A 21055-nucleotide genomic window follows, 5' to 3' on the forward strand; every position below is an offset into this window, starting at 1 on the left:
GTGTCGACGCGCCGCCGCCCGCCCTTGTACGTGTTCGCGCCCCCACTCGTGAGCCTTCTCTCACTTGGTGCAAATGGCTGCATCAATGCACATAAGGGGCATTCGTCGAGGCCCTGTCGTCCGCGTGCCGTGTATGTTCCGGGGCCGAGAGCCATGGAAGGGACCAATCCGGTGAACAAGAAGCTCGCGGCCGCGCTGTCCGGCGGTGCGGTACTGGCAATGGCGCTGTCGGGATGCAGCAGCAGCGGCGACGACGGCGGCAGCGCGAAGCTGAGCGCCTGGGCCAAGCAGGTCTGCGACTCCGTCCAGCCGCAGGCCAAGAAGATCGCGGCCGCCAACGCCGCCATCCAGAAGCAGACTTCGGACAACAGCGCGCCGGAGGACGTCCAGAAGACCGACTCCCAGGCGTTCCAGGACATGTCGGACGCCTACAAGGCGATCGGTGCCGCCGTCGACCAGGCGGGGGCGCCGGACAGCGGGGACGCCAAGAACGCCGCGCAGAAGCAGCAGGGCGCGGTCAAGGAGCTCAACGACATCTCGGCGTCGTACGCCTCCCTGAAGAAGCAGGTCGACGCGCTCGACACGAAGGACCAGGCCAAGTTCGCCGACGGCCTGAAGGACGTCGCCTCCGAGCTCGACAAGCTGAGCAAGAACGGCAACGGCGCCCTCAAGGACCTGGAAGCGGGTGACGTCGGCAAGGCCATGGCCGAGCAGGCGAGCTGCAAGTCCGCCGCGTCGTCGTCGGCGCCGGCGACGACGGGCTGACCCGGCCTGCTCCCATCCGCCTCAAAGCCTGCCCGGAGGCCTCGGTACGCGCGCGTGCCGAGGCCTCCGGGCACGATCCGGAGCGGTCGCGATCCGGAGCGGACACAATGGGGACGTGAGCAACTCCACCGACTCCACCCTCATCCCCCTGCCCTCCGCGGACCGCCTCGACGTCGTCGCCGGTCTGCGCGACGCCCTGCTCGGCGCCTCCTTCACCGCCGACGGACTGCTCGAACTGCTCGGCGCCCCCGCGTACACGGCGCTGGCACGCAGCGAGACCGTCCCCGCGCTCCGGGCGACCCGTGGGGACACGCCGCTGGAGACGCTTGTCCGGCTGTTCCTCCTCCAGCAGCCGGTGCCGCACGCGCGCGTGGCGGGTGTGCTGCCCGTCGAGGCGTGTCTGGAGAGCGGCTGGCTGGTGCGCGCAGGCGGGGACGAGGTCGCCGCGACCGTGGACGTACGGCCGTTCGGCGGACCCGACGGCGAGGACTGGTTCATCGTGTCGGACCTGGGCTGCGCGGTCGGCGGCGCGGGCGGCATCGGCGGGCGGGGCCGGCAGGCGGACGACGCCGTGGTCCTCGGTGTCGGCGGCGCGTCCACGACCCTCGCCGGCATCACCGTCCGTACCCCCGTCCGCTCCGCACTCGACCTCGGCACGGGCTCCGGGATCCAGGCGCTGCACGCCTCCCGGCACGCCACGCGGGTGACGGCGACCGACCTCAACCCGCGCGCCCTGCACATCACCGCCCTCACTCTCGCGCTGTCCGGCGCACCGGCCGCCGACCTGCGCGAGGGCTCGCTGTTCGACCCGGTCCGCGACGACGAGACGTACGACCTGATCGTCTCCAATCCGCCGTTCGTGATCTCGCCGGGCGCCCGGCTGACGTACCGCGACGGCGGGATGGGCGGGGACGATCTGTGCCGCACGCTCGTTCAGCAGTCGGGACAGCGGCTGAACGAGGGCGGGTTCGCGCAGTTCCTCGCCAACTGGCAGCACGTGGAGGGGGAGGACTGGCAGGACAGGCTCAGGTCGTGGGTCCCGCGCGGCTGCGACGCCTGGATCGTGCAGCGCGAGGTGCAGGACGTCACGCAGTACGCCGAACTGTGGCTCAGGGACGCGGGCGACCACCGCAGCGACCCGGTCGAGTACCAGGCGCGCTACGACGCCTGGCTGGACGAGTTCGAGGCGCGCAAGGTGAAGGCCGTCGGCTTCGGCTGGATCACCCTGCGCAGGACGGCCGCCGAGCCGTCCGTCACCGTGGAGGAGTGGCCGCACTCCGTCGAACAACCGCTCGGTGACACGATCCGGGCGCACTTCGACCGCCTCGACTACCTGCGGGAGCACGACGACGCCGCCCTGCTCGCCGGCCACTTCAGGCTCGCCGCCGAGATCGTCCAGGAGCAGGTGGGGCTGCCCGGCGCCGAGGACCCGGAACATGTCGTGCTGCGTCAGCACCGGGGGATGCGCAGGGCCACCAAGGTGGACACGGTCGGCGCGGGCTTCGCGGGCGTGTGCGACGGCTCGCTGAGCGCGGGCCGCATCCTCGACGCCATCGCCCAACTGGTCGGCGAGGACCCGGTGCTGCTGCGCGACCGCACCCCCGCCCAGATCCGTCTGCTGGTGGAGCAGGGCTTCCTCGAACCGCAGCGGTGACCCCGGGACCGGAGCACCTGGTCCCGGGGGATCCCGGGACCAGGTGCTCCGGGACGTGAAACCGGCCAACATGCTCCGGCGCCGGACGCTTCGGACGACGCCCCTGCGCGCGTGTGCGTCGCGGGCCGCGGCGGCGCGCCCCGGCCCGGTTCCGTCGACCATGTCTCCGTACGACTTGGCCGCGTCCTTCATCACGTCGTCGACTCCCGCGGCGACGCGAAGACGCGAGGACGCGAAGAAGACCGGAAAGACACGCTGTCCGGCGCGGCCCGGGGCGATGGCGGGATCACGGTCGTGTCGGCCCGGCGTTCACCTCGGGTTCTTCTGCTCGCCGCCCACGCGTGGCAGTCTCCTGGCAGCGGCCCGTCGAAGGCCGCGGAAAAGGGGCGCGGCAGACCATGGAGAGCGGGCCGGCGATCTTCACCGGAGCGGTGTTCGCCCTGTTCGGAACCGGGTTGCTGGTGTGGACCGCGACCCGCGTCAGGCGTCGCGAACCCGTCGCCCTCGGTGTGAACCCGGTCGCATCGGCGACCCTCGCCGGTCTCGCCGCAGTGGCCTCGCTGGTCCTCGCCGCATGGTGTATCGCCCGCGTCCGATAGCCGCCCCGGCCTGCTTCCGCCAGTAACTGGGAGGTCACACTCCGGATCGCCCCGAAAGGGCAGGTGGACACTCCGGGCGGCAGGAATGGCGGTAGTCGGGTTACCGTTCGAGTGGCCGTTGCGGGCTTTTCCCGTTTGACACGGGGGCGGGATGTACCGTCACACTCCGCAGCGTCACCATGACCCGACCCCGGGAAGTAGGCCTGGGGAGGCCCCAGCGTCGACCGGAGAGAAGAGCGAAGTTGTCCCCGACCAGCGAGACCGCACAGGGCGGCCGCCGACTCGTCATCGTCGAGTCGCCTGCCAAGGCGAAGACGATCAAGGGCTATCTCGGCCCCGGCTACGTCGTCGAAGCGAGCGTCGGGCACATCCGCGACCTCCCCAACGGCGCCGCGGAGGTGCCCGAGAAGTACACCGGCGAGGTCCGCCGCCTCGGAGTGGACGTCGAACACGACTTCCAGCCGATCTACGTGGTCAACGCCGACAAGAAGGCCCAGGTCAAGAAGCTCAAGGACCTGCTGAAGGACTCCGACGAACTCTTCCTGGCCACCGATGAGGACCGCGAGGGCGAAGCCATCGCGTGGCACCTCCTCGAAGTGCTGAAGCCCAAGGTCCCGGTCAAGCGCATGGTGTTCCACGAGATCACCAAGGACGCGATCCGCGAGGCCGTGGCCAACCCGCGCGACCTGAACAAGCGCATGGTCGACGCCCAGGAGACCCGCCGCATCCTCGACCGCCTCTACGGCTACGAGGTGTCGCCGGTCCTGTGGAAGAAGGTCATGCCGCGACTGTCGGCGGGCCGTGTCCAGTCCGTCGCCACCCGGCTCGTCGTCGAGCGGGAACGCGAGCGCATCGCGTTCCGCTCCGCCGAGTACTGGGACCTGACGGGCACCTTCGCCACCGGCCGCGCGGGAGACCCCTCGGACCCGTCCTCCCTGGTCGCCCGCCTCCAGTCGGTCGACGGCAGGCGGGTCGCGCAGGGCCGCGACTTCGACTCCCTGGGCCAGCTCAAGAGCGCGAACATCCTCCACCTCGACGAGGCGAACGCCCGCGCCCTGGCCGCCGCCCTGGAGAACACCCGGTTCGCCGTCCGGTCGGTCGAGTCCAAGCCGTACCGCCGCTCGCCGTACGCCCCGTTCCGTACGACGACGCTCCAGCAGGAGGCCAGCCGCAAGCTCGGCTTCGGCGCCAAGGCCACCATGCAGGTCGCGCAGAAGCTGTACGAGAACGGCTACATCACGTACATGCGTACGGACTCCACGACGCTGAGCGACACCGCGGTCACGGCCGCCCGCGCCCAGGTCACGCAGCTGTACGGCGCCGACTATCTGCCGGCGCAGCCGCGCACGTACGCCGGGAAGGTCAAGAACGCCCAGGAGGCGCACGAGGCGATCCGCCCCTCGGGCGATCGTTTCCGCACCCCCGCCGAGACCGGTCTGACCGGCGACCAGTTCAAGCTCTACGAGCTGATCTGGAAGCGGACCGTCGCCTCGCAGATGAAGGACGCGGTCGGCAACTCCGTCACGGTGAAGATCGCCGGCGCGGCCGCCGACGGCCGGGACGTCGAGTTCAGCGCCTCCGGCAAGACGATCACCTTCCACGGCTTCCTGAAGGCGTACGTCGAGGGCGCCGACGACCCGAACGCCGAACTCGACGACCGCGAGCGCCGTCTGCCGCAGGTCGCCGAGGGCGACGCGCTCACGGCCGAGGAGATCACGGTCGACGGGCACGCCACCAAGCCCCCGGCCCGCTACACCGAGGCCAGCCTGGTCAAGGAGCTCGAAGAGCGCGAGATCGGCCGCCCGTCGACGTACGCGTCGATCCTCGGCACCATCCTCGACCGCGGTTACGTCTTCAAGAAGGGCACGGCCCTCGTGCCGTCCTTCCTGTCCTTCGCCGTGGTGAACCTGCTGGAGAAGCACTTCGGCCGGCTCGTCGACTACGACTTCACCGCGCGCATGGAGGACGACCTCGACCGCATCGCCCGCGGCGAGGCGCAGGCCGTGCCGTGGCTGAAGCGGTTCTACTTCGGCGAGGGCGAGGCGACCGGCGCCGCCGACGCGGGCAACGGCGACGGGGACCACCTGGGCGGCCTCAAGGAACTGGTCACCGACCTGGGCGCGATCGACGCCCGCGAGGTGTCCTCGTTCCCCGTGGGCAACGACATCGTGCTCAGGGTGGGCCGCTACGGCCCGTACATCGAGCGCGGTGAGAAGGACGCCGAGGGTCACCAGCGCGCCGACGTGCCGGACGACCTGGCGCCGGACGAGCTCTCCGTCGACTTCGCGGAGGAACTGCTCGCCAAGCCGAGCGGCGACTTCGAGCTGGGCGCCGACCCGGAGACGGGCCACCAGATCATCGCCAGGGCCGGCCGCTACGGGCCGTACGTCACCGAGGTGCTCCCCGAGGGCACCCCGAAGACCGGCAAGAACGCGGTCAAGCCGCGCACGGCCTCCCTCTTCAAGTCGATGTCGCTGGACACGGTGACCCTCCAGGACGCGCTCCAGCTGATGTCGCTGCCGCGCGTCGTCGGCACGGACGCGGACGGCGTGGAGATCACCGCGCAGAACGGCCGCTACGGCCCGTACCTGAAGAAGGGCACGGACTCGCGGTCGCTCCAGACCGAGGACCAGCTCTTCACGATCACGCTGGAGGAGGCGCAGGCGATCTACGCCCAGCCCAAGCAGCGTGGCCGCGCGGCCGCCAAGCCGCCGCTGAAGGAGCTGGGCGTGGACCCGGTCAGCGAGAAGCCGGTCGTGGTCAAGGACGGCCGCTTCGGGCCGTACGTCACCGACGGCGAGACCAACGCGACCCTGCGCTCCGGCGACAGCGTCGAGGAGATCACCCCGGAGCGCGGCTTCGAGCTGCTCGCCGAGAAGCGTGCCAAGGGTCCCGCCAAGAAGACGGCGAAGAAGGCCCCGGCCAAGAAGGCGCCCGCGAAGAAGGCTCCGGCCAAGAAGGCCACCGCGACGAAGACGGCCGCCAAGAAGACCACGGCGGCGAAGAAGACGACCGCCGCGAAGAAGACGACCGCCGCGAAGACGGCGACGGCTTCGAAGACGAGCACGGAGGACTGACCGGACGGGCCGGTGCGCCTGTGGTGCGCCGGCCTTCGGCCCTGTGGTGCGCCGGCCTTCGGCCCTGTGGTGCGCCGGCCTCCGGCCCTGTGGTGCGCCGGCCTCCGGCCCCGTGGTTGCACCGGCCTCCGGATCTCCTTCACCGCGGGTTCGCGAAACGCGCGCCTCGGCATCACTTTGGTGTCGGGGTGTGCGCACGTGTGGCCGTGTGCCTCGGGCTGTCGGCGGGTCCCGATAGGCTGAAAGCATGACGAGAGCCGAGCAGCCAACGGCCAACCACACCGCCCCGGACGACGCCCTGGTGGCGGACTCCCGCGAGCGCGCCGTCCGCGCCCTGCTGCGCCGGCCGCAGCTCAAGCGGCTCTGGAGCGCCCAGCTCGTGGGAGGCGTGGGGGACATCCTCACGCTCCTCGTGCTGGTCGTCCTCGCCCTCCAGGCGGCGATCGCCTTCGGCTCCTTCGGGGGCGGCTACCGGGGCGTGGCCATCGCCGTCGCCACCGTCTTCGCGGTACGCATCCTGGCGACCCTGCTCTTCGGTGCCGTGCTCCTCGGCCCGCTGACCTCGCTGACGTCCCAGCAGGGACCGCTCGACCGCCGCTGGACGATGGTCGGCGCCGACGGTCTGCGGGCCGCGCTGCTGATCGTCGCGCCGCTGTGGATCGACTGGACGCCCGACAACGCGCTCGCGGTCCTGCTGGTCACCGTGTTCGTGACCGGGGTCGCCGAGCGCTTCTGGACGGTGTGCCGAGAGGGCGCGGCGCCCGCCCTGCTGCCCGCCCCGCCGCCGGAGGGCGCGACGGTACGGCCGCTGCCGGACCACATGGACGCGCTGCGCCGCCTCTCGCTGCGTACGAGCTTCGTCGCGATCCCCCTCGCGGCCGCCACGCTGGCCGCCGCTTCCCTCGTCAACAACCTGCTGGGCGCCGGCATCGCCTGGTTCGGCCAGCACCAGGCGGCCCTCGCCTCGTACGTCGCGGCCGGGCTGTTCGCGGCCTCGCTGTCGGTGGTGAGCGCCCTGGAGCTGCCCGACGTGCGCACCCCGCGTGCGCGCTCGCCGCTGGAGGGTCTGCGCCGTCCCAGGACGGCCGCGGGCGTCGACGCCGGCCGCACGGGCGTGATCCCGGTGCTGGTGTTCGCCTGCGCGGCGATCGCCGCGGCGGTCGCCGCCGCCGTCGCCGTGTCCGTGCTGCACGCCAAGGACCTGGGCGGCGGACCCGTGCTGTACGGGCTGCTGGTGCTCGCGCTGACCGGCGGTGTCGTGGTCGGCATCCGTACCGCGCAGGCCTTCCTGCCGACGCTCTCGCGGCGTCGGCTGCTGTCCCTGACGGTCGCCTTCACCGGGGTGGCGCTGCTGGCCGCCGGGCTCGTCCCGGACGTCACCAGCGTGCTGCTGATCGTCGCGCTGGCCGGTGTCGGCGCGGGTGTGTCCGCCAACACCGGACACACCCTGCTCGACCAGGAGACCGAGGACAGCCGGCGGGCGCGCACGACCGAGCACCTGCACGCGGTCGTACGGGTCTGTGTGGCCCTCGGCGCGGTGATCGCGCCGCTGGTCGCGGCGCTCATCGGGCCGCACCGGCTGGAGAACGGCAAGTTCGTGTTCGCGCACGGCGGGGCCGCCTTCACGCTGATGCTGGTCGGCGCGCTGCTGCTGCCGGTGGCCGCGCTGGTGCTCGCCAAGGTCGACGACCGCTCCGGCGTACCGCTGCGGCTCGACCTGCGGGACGCGCTGCTCGGCGGCGACGACCCCGAGCAGGCGCCCGCGACCGGCGGGTTCTTCATCGCCCTGGAGGGCGGCGACGGCGCCGGCAAGTCCACCCAGGCCGACGCGCTCGCCGACTGGATCAGGGCCAAGGGCCACGAGGTCGTGCTCACCCGCGAGCCGGGCGCCACCCCCGTGGGCAAGCGACTGCGCTCGATCCTGCTGGACGTGTCGTCGGCCGGGCTGTCCCACCGCGCGGAGGCGCTGCTGTACGCCGCGGACCGCGCCGAGCATGTCGACACCGTCGTACGGCCCGCTCTGGAGCGCGGCGCGGTGGTGATCTCGGACCGGTACATCGACTCGTCGGTGGCGTACCAGGGGGCGGGCCGCGACCTGTCCCCGACGGAGATCGCGCGGATCTCCCGCTGGGCGACGAACGGACTGGTCCCGCATCTGACGGTGCTGCTGGACGTGTCGCCCGAGGCGGCCCGTGAGCGGTTCACCGAGGCTCCGGACCGGCTGGAGTCGGAGCCCGCCGAGTTCCACGCGCGGGTGCGCTCCGGTTTCCTGACGCTGGCCGCCGCCGACCCCGGCAGGTACCTGGTCGTCGACGCCGCGCAGGAGCCCGAGGCGGTGACCGCGGTCGTCCGGCACCGGCTCGACCAGATGCTGCCGCTGTCCGAGGCCGAGGTGAAGGCCGCCGAGGAGGCCCGCCGCAAGGCCGAGGAGGAAGCCCGGCGCAAGGCCGAGGAGGAGGCCGCGCGCAAGGCCGAGGAGGAGCGCCTGGAGCGCGAGCGCCAGGCCCAGCTGGAGCGGCTGCGCGCCGAGGAGGCCGAGCGCAAGCAGCGCGAGCTGGAGGAGGCCCAGCGGCGCGAGGCAGAACGCCAGGCGGAGGAAGCGCGGCAGCGCGCCGAGGAAGCGCACCGGCGTGCCGAGGAGGAGCGCGCGCGGCTGCTCGCCGAGGAGAAGCTCCGGGCCGAGGAGGAGGCGCGGCGCAGGGCCGAGGAGGAGCGGCGCCGCAAGCAGGCCGAGGAGGAGGCCAGGCTGCGTGCCGAGGCCGAGGCCCGGCGGCTGGAGAAGCAGCGCAAGGCCGAGGAGGCCCTGCTGCGGGCGGAGGCGGCACGCCGGGCCGCCGAGCAGGCCACGGCCGCCGCGCAGGCTGGACCGCAGCCGAAGGCGCCGTCGGCCGCGGCCGTGACGCCGGAGGCGGCGACCGTGCCGACGCCGGTGGTGAAGCCGGCCCCCGCGGCCGGCGGGCCGGTGGACGAGACGACGGTGCTGCCGCGGGTGCGCGAGCGGGACGCCGAGGACCCGCGGTCCTCCGGGGCCGGGTCCTCCACCGGGTCCGAGGCGGAGGTGACGGCCGAGCTGCCGCAGCCGCCGGTGCCGCCGGGCGCCGCGGACGAGACCACGGTGCTGCCGCCGGTCGCCCCCGGTGCGGCGGACGAGACGGCCGTGCTCCCGGCGGTGCGCGGCGAGGACCTCGCGGACCGGGTGCCGTCCGGGTACTTCCGCGACGAGCCGTCGCAGGAGCCGCGGGCTCGGCAGGCGGACCGTGGCGACGACCGGACGCGTGAGCTGCCGCAGATCGACGAGGACGGCGCGCCGCGCCGGCGGCCCCGGCCCGACTGGGCCGAGGAGACGCCGCTGGACGACCTGCCGACGCTGGCGGACGAACTGCTCGGCCCGCGTGGCGACGAGGACGAGGGATACGGCGACCAGCCGGGACGCCGTCGCGGCGGCCGGGGCCGCTGAGCCCGCTCGCCGCCGGGGGCTTCTGCCCCCGGCGGTCTCCCGCCCTCGGGACTCCGGGACCTTTCGGGGCGGCACGGGGTGGTGCGGGGCGGCTCCCCTAGGCCGGGCCCTGTGCCGGGCCGCTCTGTCAGTGGCTGCCCGCACAATGGAATCCGCACCGCGAAATGTGACGAAAGGGCGGCCTGACCCATGACCGTGTGGGACGACCTCGTCGGGCAGGAGAAGGTCAGCGAGCAGCTGGCCGCCGCCGCCCGGGACGCCGACGCCTTCGTCACGGCGACGGCCACCGCCGCGCCGCCGCCCGAGGCGTCGAAGATGACGCACGCCTGGCTGTTCACCGGCCCGCCCGGATCGGGGCGGACCCAGACGGCGCGGGCCTTCGCCGCCGCGTTGCAGTGCGTGAGCCCCGACCGCGCCCTCGGCGGGGCCCCGGGCTGCGGGTTCTGCGACGGCTGCCACACGGCGCTCGTCGGCACCCACGCCGATGTGAGCACGGTCGCCGCCGTGGGCGCGGAGATCCTGGTGAAGGACATGCGGGACACGGTCCGCAAGTCGTTCACGTCACCGGCGAACGGCCGCTGGCAGATCATCCTCGTCGAGGACGCCGAGCGGCTGAACGAGAAGTCGGCCAACGCCGTCCTCAAGGCCGTCGAGGAACCGGCACCCCGCACGGTCTGGCTGCTGTGCGCGCCCTCGCTGGAGGACGTCCTGCCGACCATCCGCTCCCGCTGCCGCCACCTCAACCTGCGGACCCCGTCGGTCGACGCCGTCGCCGACATGCTCGTACGCCGTGAGGGCATCGAGCCCGGCGTCGCCGCTGCCGCCGCCCGCGCCACGCAGGGGCACGTCGACCGGGCCCGCCGCCTCGCCTCCGATCCGGCCGCGCGCGAGCGCCGGGCCGCCGTGCTGAAGCTTCCGCTGCGGGTCGAGGACGTCGGAGGCTGCCTCCGGGCCGCCCAGGAACTGGTCGACGCGGCCGCCGAGGACGCCAAGCAGCTCGCCGAGGAGACGGACGGCAAGGAGACCGAGGAGCTCAAGGCGGCGCTGGGCGCGGTGCAGGGCGGCCGGATGCCGCGCGGCACGGCCGGGGTCATGAAGGACCTGGAGGACATGCAGAAGCGCCGCCGGACCCGGACCCAGCGCGACAGCCTCGACCTCGCCCTCACCGACCTCACGGGCTTCTACCGCGACGTCCTCGCCCTCCAGCTCGGCTCCCGGATCGCCCTGGCCAACACGGACGCGGAGGACGCTCTGGAGCGCCTCGCCCGAGGCAGCAGCCCGGAGTCCACCCTCCGCCGGATCGAGGCGATCGGCGCCTGCCGTGACGCCCTCGACCGGAACGTGGCGCCGCTGCTGGCGGTGGAGGCGATGACGATGGCCCTCAGATCGGGCTGAGGCGCACGACTCGCACACCCGCGGGTCGACGGCACGACCCGTGCGTAACCCGTACGGTCGCACATCGTGTGCGAAGCGCATCCGTGACGTCGCACAGAGTTAGTCTCGCCTGATGCAGACCAGGCGCGCCCCTCGTCCGACCGGCCGAAACCCCCGGCACCGCTTCCGAGTCACCGGCACCGCCACGACGCGCGGCGCCGGCATCCTGCTCGGCGTCGCGGCCCTGCTCGTCTCCGCGTGCTCCCCCGGGGGAGTGACGAGCGCCGGGACCACCACGACCGCCGCGGCCACCGCGGCCAAGGCAACCACCGCGGCGGAGCCGGCGCTGACCGCGCTGCCCCGGGCCACGCCCGCCGCGCTCGCGTCGTACTACCGGCAGAAGCTGAGCTGGCGCGCCTGCGGTGTCCCCGGCTTCGAGTGCGCGTCGATGAAGGCGCCGCTGGACTACGCCGATCCCGCCGCCGGTGACGTGAAGCTGGCCGTGGCCCGCAAGAAGGCCACCGGACCGGGGACGCGGCTGGGCTCGCTGCTGGTGAACCCGGGCGGACCGGGCGGCTCGGCGATCGACTACCTCCAGCAGTACGCCGGCATCGGCTACCCCGCAGAGGTCCGCGCCCGCTACGACATGGTCGCCGTCGACCCGCGGGGCGTGGGCCGCAGCGAGCCCATCGTGTGCCTCGACGGCCCGCAGATGGACGCGTACACGCAGACGGACGTCACGCCCGACGACCAGCGGGAGGTCGACACGCTCGTCGCCGCGTTCAAGAAGTTCGCCGAGGGCTGCGGCCGGAACTCCCCCCGGCTGCTGCGCCATGTCTCCACCGTGGAGGCGGCCCGGGACATGGACATCCTGCGGGCGCTGCTGGGCGACGAGAAGCTGCACTACCTGGGGGCCTCGTACGGGACGCTCCTCGGGGCGACGTACGCGGGCCTGTACCCCGAGCGGGTGGGCCGGATGGTCCTGGACGGCGCGCTGGACCCGGAGCTGTCCTCGTACCGGACGAACCTCGAACAGACCGCGGGCTTCGAGACGGCCTTCCAGTCGTTCGCGAAGGACTGCGTGCGGCAGCCCGACTGCCCGCTGGAGAGCAAGGACAAGACACCCGAGCAGATCGGCGACAGCCTCAAGGCCTTCCTCCAGAAGCTCGACGCCCACCCCATCCCCACGGGCGACCCGGACGGCCGCAAGCTCGGCGAGGCCCTGGCCACCACCGGCGTGATCACCGCGATGTACGACCAGGGGTCCTGGCCGCAGCTGCGCGAGGCGCTGGACTCGGCGATGAAGGACAACGACGGTGCCGGCCTGCTCGCCCTGTCCGACACCTACTACGAACGCGACTCCCAGGGCCACTACAGCAATCTGATGTTCGCCAACGCGGCGGTGAACTGCCTGGACCTCCCGCCCGCGTTCGACGGCCCCGCGCAGGTGGAGCAGGCCCTGCCCGCCTTCGAGAAGGCCTCCCCGGTCTTCGGCCCGACCCTCGCCTGGTCCGCCCTGAACTGCGCGTACTGGCCGGTCAAGCACACGGGCGAGGCGCACCGCGTCCAGGCGCAGGGCGCGCCCCCGATCGTCGTGGTCGGCACGACGCGGGACCCGGCGACCCCGTACCGCTGGGCCCAGGCCCTGGCCGCCCAGCTGTCCTCGGGGCGCCTCCTCACCTATGCGGGAGACGGCCACACCGCCTACGGCCGCGGCAGCAAGTGCATCGACTCCTCGATCGACACCTTCCTCCTCGACGGCACCCCTCCGACCGAGGGAAAGCGCTGCTCGTAGCCCTGATCACCGGCCTCGGAGCCCCCGCTCCGGGGCCGGTACGAAGCACCCCACGAAACTGTGTAGACTTACCGACGTTGCCGATCGCACCATGGTGCGGACAGCACGCCGCCTTAGCTCAGATGGCCAGAGCAACGCACTCGTAATGCGTAGGTCTCGGGTTCGAATCCCGAAGGCGGCTCAGAGGTGAAACCGCTGGTCAAGAGCGGTACGCGACAGGCCCCCGGTGAATGGATCATCGGGGGCCTGTACGCATTCAGTACACCCTGGTTCGACTGCCTGACCTAGTTGAGCGACGCATCTGCCAGAGCCAGTGCGACCTTTCGGCCGGCGTCGAGCGCGTCGGCCACCTCGTCTAGCCGGTCCGGGAACAAGTGGCCGTAGACGTTCAAGGTCATCGACGCATCCCGATGCCCGAGCATCAGCTGGATCACCTTCACGTCCGCCCCGCTCGCGATCGCGAGCGACGCAGCCGTATGCCGCAGCTTGTGCGGCGTGATGCCCATGCCCTCCAGGCCAGCCGCCTTCACTGCAGGGTCGAAGACCCTAGATCGGAAGTTGGCGTATCGGAGCGGGCCGCCCTCCGGTGCCGTGAACAGGAGATCGTCGGCCTTTCGCCCCTTGGCTAGGTCGCCCAGCTCATTCGCGAACGACCGGGGAAGCGGCACGGACCGCTTCTCGTGGTTCTTCACCGGACCGAGCGCAAGCACGCCCTTCACGTCGGTGTAGTTCTGCACGATCCGCATACGGCGCTGCGGCACCTGCAAGCGCCCCACCTTCACGGCGGACGCCTCCGCCCAGCGGATCCCGCAGTACCCCAGGGTGAGGATCATCAGCCGGTACTCGCCGGCCGCCAGGGCGAGACGCTCCAACTGGTCAAAGGTTAGATAGACGTGCTCGTCCTCGTCGTCCGGCCGCGGAAGTTCATGGTCGTGGCAAGGGCTGGTAGAGATCCGCTTCGAGAACACGGCGTGTTTCATCACCATGGCCAGCACCCGGTACGCCTTGATGATGCGGGCGGCTCCCAGCTGCTTGCCGGACTTCCCCGGCTTCGTCTCCAGCTCGGTCAGCCACGAGGAGACGTCCTCCCATTGGATTGCCCCGACCTGCCAGTCACCCCACCGCGGGACGATGTAGTTGTCGAGCAGGTCTCGGTAGTCCCGCCGGGTGGTGCGGCCGATCTTTCGCTTCGCCGTGAACCACTCCTCGGCAACCACCTTTACCGGGGCCTTGCCCGACTTCGGGTCACGGTATGAACCCTTGTCGAGCCGGGCGGTGATCGCGTCCTTCTCGGCCTCGGCCTGGGGGAGCTTTCCAAACGTCTTGGCCTTCGGTTTTCCGTCCGGCCCGTACCAGCGGACGCGCCACCGGCCGGGTGGCTGCCGTTTCTCGCCGTCCCTCTTCGAGGCCTGCCACTTCTCCATGGCCTGCTGGTAGTCGGCGTGGTTCGCGCGATCCTCGATCCAGACCCTAGCCATCGGATCCCTCCGCCTGCGCCTGTCGGCGCGCACGATCTGCCTTGATGCGCTCCCGTTCCTCTGGGAGCCGCTCCAGTTCCGTTGCCAGCCGGTCGACCGCGCTCCGAGCGCGGGACAGTTGGTCTTCGAAGGCTTCGTCGCCTGCCTTCCCGCCAACCATGCGCACAAGGCGTTCCACCTGAAGGTTGGCGGCGTCGACGTCGCGGCTCGCCGGATGCTGACGCACTCGCCGGAGCTCAGGAGGCAGCGTCACGGCGTCGTAGTCCTGCCGCATCTGCCAATACTTCCGGTCGAGTTCGTCCTCCCATGAGTCGTCGTCTGGGCCTACGACGATTTCGGAGGGGATCACCCCGTAGTCGCTGGCAGGCGACAGCCCGCGGATCCAGCGCCACGCGGTACGCGCAGCCACCTGGCGTTCGCTGGTCAACTCGACTGGCACGTCGCCCCAGACGGAGGGCAGGAGCAACGCAGCCGGGGAAGTGTTGAGGACGACAGCAAGGGCCACCAAGTCGTCAACCGGAACCTGCCGTTGCTGTCGCTCAATCTTAGCGATGGCCGACGGAGCGATTGGCCGGCCGACCTTGTCCAGCTCGCCCGACAGCGAGTAGATCGTCATGCCGCGGGCTTTCCGGATCCGCTCAACGTTCTCCGCTACAGCCTTCGCGATGGGGCCGTACTGGGCTGCGGGGCGCGGTCGGCGCTTCTCGTCCGTCATGAACAACAGCGTATGGCGCATGGATGTCCATTTCTCTCCTTGGGGTGCTACCTTCGTCTCTGCCACGTGTTCACTGTATCTAAATCAGTGTTCATTGTGAACACTAAAGATGGGATAGCGATGCACGAGAGGGCCGTACAGGCAGCCGTACAGGCAGCCATCGAGAAGGCCAAGAAGGACGAACTACTCACTCCGAAGCAGGTCCATGCCGACTACGGATTCAGCCCGCAGCTCCTCGCTAACTGGCGCTGGTGCAGCACGGGACCGGACTTCATCAAGCTGTCCCCTGGCCGCGGCGGTCGCATCAAGTACAGGCGCAGCAGCATCGAGAGCTGGCTCGAAGCCCAGACCGTCAAGGTTGGAGGGCAGCGCGCGGCATGACCCAGAACAGCAGCGAACCCCGAGAGTCCCTAGCTCCCGGGGTTCGTGAAGGCACCGCAGCGGGCGAAGCCGACGCCATCGTATGGCAGCCCCGGCACGTCTGTGAGGCCAACGGCGCCGCACGCCCCGTCGGTTCGTCTCCGTCCAGATCAGCGCGCGACCGAACTGTGACGGCCGCCTTCTTCACGAGGACTTCAGCGTGACCGACCGAACGACTTCAGAGCGCGTCGCCGTCGACCAGACGGCCGAGGAACTCACCCTGCGCGAGGTTGCCCGCGAACTTGATGACGCTGGCCTCTGCCCGCTCCCCGTGAAGGAAGACGGCAGCAAGGCCCCTGACGTCCGGTCGTGGACTCCGTACAAGACCACCCGATCTACACCCGAGGAGCATGACCGCTGGTTCGGTGACGGCCGCCGGACCGGCATTGGTGCCGTCATGGGGGGCGTCTCCGGCAACGTCGAACTGATCGAGTTCGAAGGTCGCGCCATTGTGGAGGGGCTGCTCGATGAGGTCACCGAGCTCGCCGAGAACTCCGGGCTCGGCGAGCTGTGGCAGGCCGTCACCACAGGCTGGGCAGACCAGTCCCCGTCGGGCGGCGTCCACTTCAAGGTCGTCGTCGACGGGCGGCCCGCAGCCGGGAACCAGAAGCTGGCTTCCCGGCCGGCCCGCGAAGACGAGTACACCGACCAGGAGCGGCAGCGTCTCCGGGAGAAGCCCAACTCGAAGATCGTGCGGGTACTGATCGAGACCCGCGGCGAGGGCGGCTTCGTCGTGATTGCCCCGTCGCACGGGGCCGTGCACCCGAGCGGCAAGCCTTACGTCCGGATCTCCGGCGGGCCCTCCACCATGCCCGTACTCGGCCCCGAAGACCTCGACGCGGTCTATGCCCTCTGCCGTGCGGTCGACGCCCTGCCGCAGGAGGAGAAGGCGAAGACCGCGCCGCGCCCCAAGCGCGAGCTGCCGCCCGGCGCCGTCCGCCCCGGCGACGACTTCGAGGCCAAGGCCGACTGGCCCGAGATCATCGGGGACGACTTCGATCCCATCTTCACGCGCGGGCAGGTCACCTACTGGCGGCGCAAGGGCAAGAGCCGGGGCATCTCCGCGACGACCGGCTACGCCAAGGACCGGGACCGGCTGTACGTCTTCAGCACCTCGACCGCCTTCGAAGCCGAGACGCCCTACGACAAGTTCGCGGCCTACACCCTGCTCACCCAGGGCGCCACCACACTGTCCGCGTTCAAGCAGGCAGCCGGAGAACTCCGCCGCCGCGGATACGGGTCAGAGCCCACCCGGCGCCGACTGACCGTCGTCTCCTCGCAGTTCAGCGACGGATCCTCAGCACTCGACCCCGACATCGCGCCCGACGAGACCGAGGACCAAGGCGCACGCCTACGGGTGGCCGGCCAGCGTCCCGAGCTGGACATCACGAACGAGGCCGAGGCCATCGAGGGGATCCTCGCCGTCATGGCCGCAGAGCAACTGCCCGGCCTGTACAAGCGCTCCAGCGGCCCGTGCTGGGTCTTCACGGACGACCAGGGCAACCCGCTCGTCAAGCAGTTGGGCACCGACAACCTGCGCGCCTACCTCGCCGAGTACGTCCTCACCTACGCCGTCGTCCCCGACCCCATCACCCAGGGCCTGAAGGAGGAGCGCGCGCTGGTGATGCCCAAGACCTGCGGCACCATCCTCGGCCGCCGCGACTGGCCACTCATGCCGCTGCGCGGGATCGTCACGGCACCCGTCGTGCGCCCGGACGGCACCATCGTGCAGGCAGTCGGGTACGACCGCCTGACAGGCCTGTACATGCACCCCAAGGTGCCGCTCCGCCGACTCCAGGCAGACGTGACGGAGGAATCCGTCGAGCGGGCCAAGAAAGTCGTCCTCGGCCAGATGCTCGCGGACTTCCCCTTCGTGGCGGACTCCGACCGGGCGCAGTACCTGGGGGCCCTGCTCTCGCCGATCATCCGCCACTACGTCCCCGGACCGACCCCGCTCCTGGTCATCACCGGAACCTCCCAGGGATCCGGCAAGACCCTGCTGATGGACGCCTTCGGCTACATCTACGGCCTCGCCGTGACGCAATGGCCCGAGAACGACGCCGAACTACGGAAGGCCGTCACCGCCAAGCTGTGGGACTGCGGCGACCCCGTCATCGCCATGGACAACCTGCCGAACGGGCACGTCATCAAGTCGCCGATTCTGTCGTCCCTGGCGACCTCGGCCACCTGGAGCGACCGCCTGCTCGGAAGCACCAGCTCCGTCACCATCCCCAACGACAGGCTGTGGGTGCTCACCGGCAACAACCTGAGCACCGGCGGGGACAACGCACGCCGCACCCTCTGGGTACGCCTCGACCCCAACTGCCCCAACCCAGACCAGCGCGACAACTTCACCGTCGGCGACCTCCGGCAGTGGCTGGAGGAGAACGCCTCCACCGTCGTCGCCGCCCTCGTGACCATGGTCCGCGGATGGCTCGCCGCCGGCGGCAAGACCATCACGACCCGCATGGGCGACTACTCCCGATGGGCGTCAACGGTGGCGGGCATCCTCGACTACCTCGACGTACCCGGCTGGCTGGCCAACCGAGACGCGGCGACGGCCACGATGGATGACGAGACCCTGGAGTGGGCCGCGTTCCTGACGGCCTGGTACAGCACGCCCGAGCTCAATGCCCGGACCGTCACCACGAAGGAACTGCTCGGCCTCAAGGACGCAGTCCCGCGCCTCCAGAACGGCGACGCGCCGTCTCCCAAGCAGCTCGGCCACTGGCTCAAGGCGAGGCAGGGCCGCTACTTCGAGAACTTGAAGATCAGCCTCGTCTACGACACCCACCGGAAGCAGAACCTGTGGCGCGTCGAGAAGTACGAGGGTGGCCGATGACCCGCACATCCCCGCAACCCGCGGGGAAGTTGCGGGGATCCCGCATCGCCTCTGACCTGCGGGGATGCGGGGATGCGGGGATGTGCGGAGTTGCCCGCTATCCCCGGGCATACGGGAGCGTCACGCAGACCCCACATGCAACACACATCTGCGTGCGGCACATCAGCGGTGAAGGGCTCCCTATATGGCGGCCTAAAGAAACATCCCGCACAACCCCGCAAACCCCGCAGAAGCACAGGTCAGCGGCCATGCGGCCAAGCCGCAACTTCCCCGCAGACATCCCCGCAACTTCCCCGCAGAACCCCGCAGGACCGAGGTGATCCCCGTGCCCGAAGCGCTTCCCCTCCGCCCGTACCAGCGGGCAGCCATCGACGCCGTGTACCGCGCCATCAGCGACGGGTGCACGCGCCCCGCCGTCCTGCTCCCCACCGGTGGCGGCAAGACCGTGGTCTTCTCCCACCTCGCTGCCGAGCAGCGCACCCGCGGCATTCGCACCCTCGTCATCGCCCATACCGGCGAACTCATCGAGCAGGCCGCGAACAAGATCCGCGCCGTCGCCCCTGGACTCAACGTCGGCATCGTCAAGGCCGAACGCGACGAACACCCGGGTGCGGACATCATCGTCGGATCCGTGCAGACCCTCGCCCGCCCCCACCGCCGCGAACCCCTTACCGACATCGGCCTCGTCATCGTCGACGAGGCCCACCACGCAGCGGCCGACACCTACATGGGCGTGCTGGAACACTTCGGCTGCCTCGACCGCGGCACGCCGTGCGTCGGCTTCACCGCCACCATGCACCGCGAGGACGGCGGCCTCGCCAACGTCTGGCAGGACATCGTCTACAAGCGCGACATCCTCGAAATGATCGCCGACCGGCACCTCGTCAACGTCCGCGGAAAGCGCGTCGTCGTCGACAACCTCGACCTCGACACAGTCAAGACCCGGAACGGCGATCTGCAGGACGGGCAACTTGCTCGGGCCCTCGACGAGTCCAACGCAGCCGGCGTAGTCGCCGAGGCGTACACGGAATTCGCCGCAGACCGGCAGGGCGTCGTGTTCGTACCGGCCGTCGAGACCGCGCAGACCATGGCCGAGGTCATGCAAGCCCGCGGCATCCGCGCCGCCGCCGTCTGGGGCGACATGTCCAAGGAAGACAGGGCCTCCACCCTGAAGGCCTACGCGGACGGCGAGATCCAAGTGCTGACCAACGCCATGCTGTTGACCGAGGGATGGGACGCGCCGCGGGCGTCGTGCGCGGTCATCGCTCGCCCCACGAAGTCCGCTGCCCTTTACGTGCAGATGGTTGGCAGGGTGCTACGCCCGTGGCCTGGTAAGCGGGATGCCCTGGTTCTCGACGTCATGGGCGCGGCGACCCGGCACAAGCTCGCCACCCTCGCCGACCTCACCGAGCGCGAGCTGGAGGTGAAGGACGGGGAATCTCTCGCGGCCGCAGCCCTCAACGACGACCCCGACGCCCTGTCGGGGCTGCGCGCGGTCGCGGTCGACTGGCAGGACATCAGCCTCTTCGACGACTCCGCCGTGCGGTGGCTGCGCACCAGCGGCGGCACGTGGTTCGTCCCCGCCGGCGACACCCTGTACTTCCTCGTACCGGGCGACGAACCGGGCTCGTACCGGATCCGCCGCTCAACGCCCGCAGAGGGCGTGCGGGCCCCGTCCCCGGACCCCGAGTACCCGCTGGAGTTCGCGATGCAGTGGGCCGAGCTGTACGCGCAGCGCGCCGCCCGGCATCTGGCGATCCGGGGTGCGGGATGGCGCCAGCGTCCACCGTCGCCGAAGCAGTTGAACTACTGCCGCTTCAAGCGGATCCCCGTGCCCCCGGACGCCACTGCCGGAGAGGTGTCGGACCTTCAGGCAGTGCAGCAGGCATCGACCCGGCTGGACGGCTACGCCCACGCAGCTTGACCCAGACTTCCGGCCGCCACCCGGCGGCCGGCCAACCCGAAGGAGAACGCGATGCAGCCCACCACCTACAAGCCCGGTGACCGCGTCATCGTCCCCGCCATCAGCCTCTGCCCCATCGAGTACATCAACGGCCCCACCGAACCCCCCGTCGAGGGCGTCATCACCGGACCCAGCACCCCGTTCTGCAGCACCTGCCACTGCACCCCGACCGACCCCGACCACAACGGCGACGGCTCGCTGTGCTGCCCCGGCCCGCACTACTTCGTGCGATTCGACTGCCCGCACCCGTGCCAGTCCGGCGCCGCGCACGAGCACGTGATGACCTTCGCGACCCACGAGATCACCGAGTACCGCCACCTGCACGCCGTCTGACCCGCACGCGCGAACGGCCGGCCCGCGGGAGACGGGCCGGCCACCCACCCAGCATTCCAGTCGTGACCGTAACGGTCACGGACCAGCAGAAGGAGAACCTCATGACCGACCTCGATCTGAAGCCGCAGACCATCGAACCCGTCACCCAGTTCGTCCTCACCACCCACCACGGCGACGACAACGACCCGCACCGGCTGCTCGCCTTCCACCGCGTCTTCGGCGCAGCCACGGAGGCCTACGCCACCAGGTACCACCAGGCCATCCACCACGAAGAGCAGCCCGAAGTCACCGCCCGCGAGGAAGCCCTGTACGCGGCCCTCGCTGTCGCTGGCCGCTCCTACGCGGCAGCCGCCATCAACCAGGTCGTCCACGTCTTCGGCACCAAGCTCGACGAGGACATCCTCACGGCGCTCGGCGACACCGCCGCCGCCCTGGACCTGGCTGTCGTCGAGGACCTCAGCGGCGCCAACGGCACCGGCACCGGCACCGAGGACTGACCCACCCTCGCCCGGTCGTCCACGCGGCGGCCGGGCCCGCACCCCTTACACCAACCGGCACCTGCCAACCCCATGCAACAACCTCC

The 21055-nt window shown here is 70.9% G+C and carries 14 protein-coding genes and 1 tRNA gene; 13 read left to right on the forward strand and 2 right to left on the reverse strand.

Annotated elements, in window-relative coordinates:
- Positions 1-153 precede the first annotated feature (153 nt).
- The 8 genes from FNH09_RS23405 to FNH09_RS23440 all read left to right on the forward strand — a co-directional run bounded on the left by FNH09_RS23405 (position 154) and on the right by FNH09_RS23440 (position 12902).
- The gene (locus FNH09_RS23405) at positions 154-765 is read left to right on the forward strand and encodes a small secreted protein (protein ID WP_152891165.1); all 612 of its coding nucleotides are present in this window, start codon (positions 154-156) and stop codon (positions 763-765) included.
- A 115-nt stretch (positions 766-880) separates the two neighbouring features.
- Positions 881-2419: a DUF7059 domain-containing protein gene (locus FNH09_RS23410; protein ID WP_162468981.1), complete on the forward strand. Its 1539-nt coding sequence runs from the start codon at positions 881-883 to the stop codon at positions 2417-2419.
- A 398-nt stretch (positions 2420-2817) separates the two neighbouring features.
- Entirely contained in the window at positions 2818-3018 is a 201-nt protein-coding gene (locus FNH09_RS23415) for a hypothetical protein (RefSeq protein WP_152891167.1), read from the forward strand.
- Between the two features lie 242 nt (positions 3019-3260).
- Complete coding sequence (gene topA / locus FNH09_RS23420; RefSeq protein ID WP_152891169.1) at positions 3261-6095, forward strand: type I DNA topoisomerase; 2835 nt, start codon at positions 3261-3263, stop codon at positions 6093-6095.
- A gap of 247 nt (positions 6096-6342) precedes the next feature.
- A complete protein-coding gene (tmk, locus tag FNH09_RS23425) occupies positions 6343-9552 on the forward strand; it encodes a dTMP kinase (protein ID WP_152891171.1) in 3210 nt (1069 codons plus the stop codon).
- A 189-nt stretch (positions 9553-9741) separates the two neighbouring features.
- Positions 9742-10947: a DNA polymerase III subunit delta' gene (locus FNH09_RS23430; protein ID WP_152891173.1), complete on the forward strand. Its 1206-nt coding sequence runs from the start codon at positions 9742-9744 to the stop codon at positions 10945-10947.
- 112 nt (positions 10948-11059) lie between these two features.
- On the forward strand, positions 11060-12721 hold the full coding sequence (locus FNH09_RS23435; protein WP_152891175.1) for an alpha/beta hydrolase: 1662 nt from the start codon (positions 11060-11062) through the stop codon (positions 12719-12721).
- Between the two features lie 107 nt (positions 12722-12828).
- A tRNA-Thr gene (locus FNH09_RS23440) sits at positions 12829-12902 on the forward strand.
- Between the two features lie 103 nt (positions 12903-13005).
- On the opposite strand, the gene FNH09_RS23445 is transcribed toward FNH09_RS23440, so the two are convergent.
- Together FNH09_RS23445 and FNH09_RS23450 are read right to left on the reverse strand one after the other, a co-directional pair.
- Entirely contained in the window at positions 13006-14199 is a 1194-nt protein-coding gene (locus FNH09_RS23445; RefSeq protein WP_152891177.1) for a tyrosine-type recombinase/integrase, read from the reverse strand.
- Entirely contained in the window at positions 14192-14914 is a 723-nt protein-coding gene (locus FNH09_RS23450) for a helix-turn-helix domain-containing protein (RefSeq protein WP_238427009.1), read from the reverse strand. The genes FNH09_RS23445 and FNH09_RS23450 overlap by 8 nt, the downstream gene beginning before the upstream one ends.
- Positions 14915-14980: 66 nt before the next feature.
- Between FNH09_RS23450 and FNH09_RS23455 the strand changes: the two genes are divergently transcribed.
- The 5 genes from FNH09_RS23455 to FNH09_RS23475 all read left to right on the forward strand — a co-directional run bounded on the left by FNH09_RS23455 (position 14981) and on the right by FNH09_RS23475 (position 20969).
- Positions 14981-15295, forward strand: a complete 315-nt coding sequence (locus FNH09_RS23455; RefSeq protein ID WP_338017663.1) for a helix-turn-helix transcriptional regulator — start codon at positions 14981-14983, stop codon at positions 15293-15295.
- Between the two features lie 199 nt (positions 15296-15494).
- A complete protein-coding gene (locus FNH09_RS23460) occupies positions 15495-18176 on the forward strand; it encodes a bifunctional DNA primase/polymerase (protein WP_152891181.1) in 2682 nt (893 codons plus the stop codon).
- A gap of 325 nt (positions 18177-18501) precedes the next feature.
- A complete protein-coding gene (locus FNH09_RS48770; protein ID WP_162468982.1) occupies positions 18502-20100 on the forward strand; it encodes a DEAD/DEAH box helicase family protein in 1599 nt (532 codons plus the stop codon).
- A 51-nt stretch (positions 20101-20151) separates the two neighbouring features.
- Entirely contained in the window at positions 20152-20472 is a 321-nt protein-coding gene (locus FNH09_RS23470; protein WP_152891183.1) for a hypothetical protein, read from the forward strand.
- Positions 20473-20534: 62 nt separating this feature from the next.
- Positions 20535-20969 (forward strand): hypothetical protein, encoded by a 435-nt coding sequence (locus tag FNH09_RS23475; protein ID WP_152891185.1) that lies wholly within the window; start codon positions 20535-20537, stop codon positions 20967-20969.
- The last annotated feature ends 86 nt before the right edge of the window (positions 20970-21055 follow it).

This window comes from Streptomyces adustus, assembly GCF_009377175.1.
Taxonomy (GTDB): Bacteria; Actinomycetota; Actinomycetes; order Streptomycetales; family Streptomycetaceae; genus Streptomyces; species Streptomyces adustus.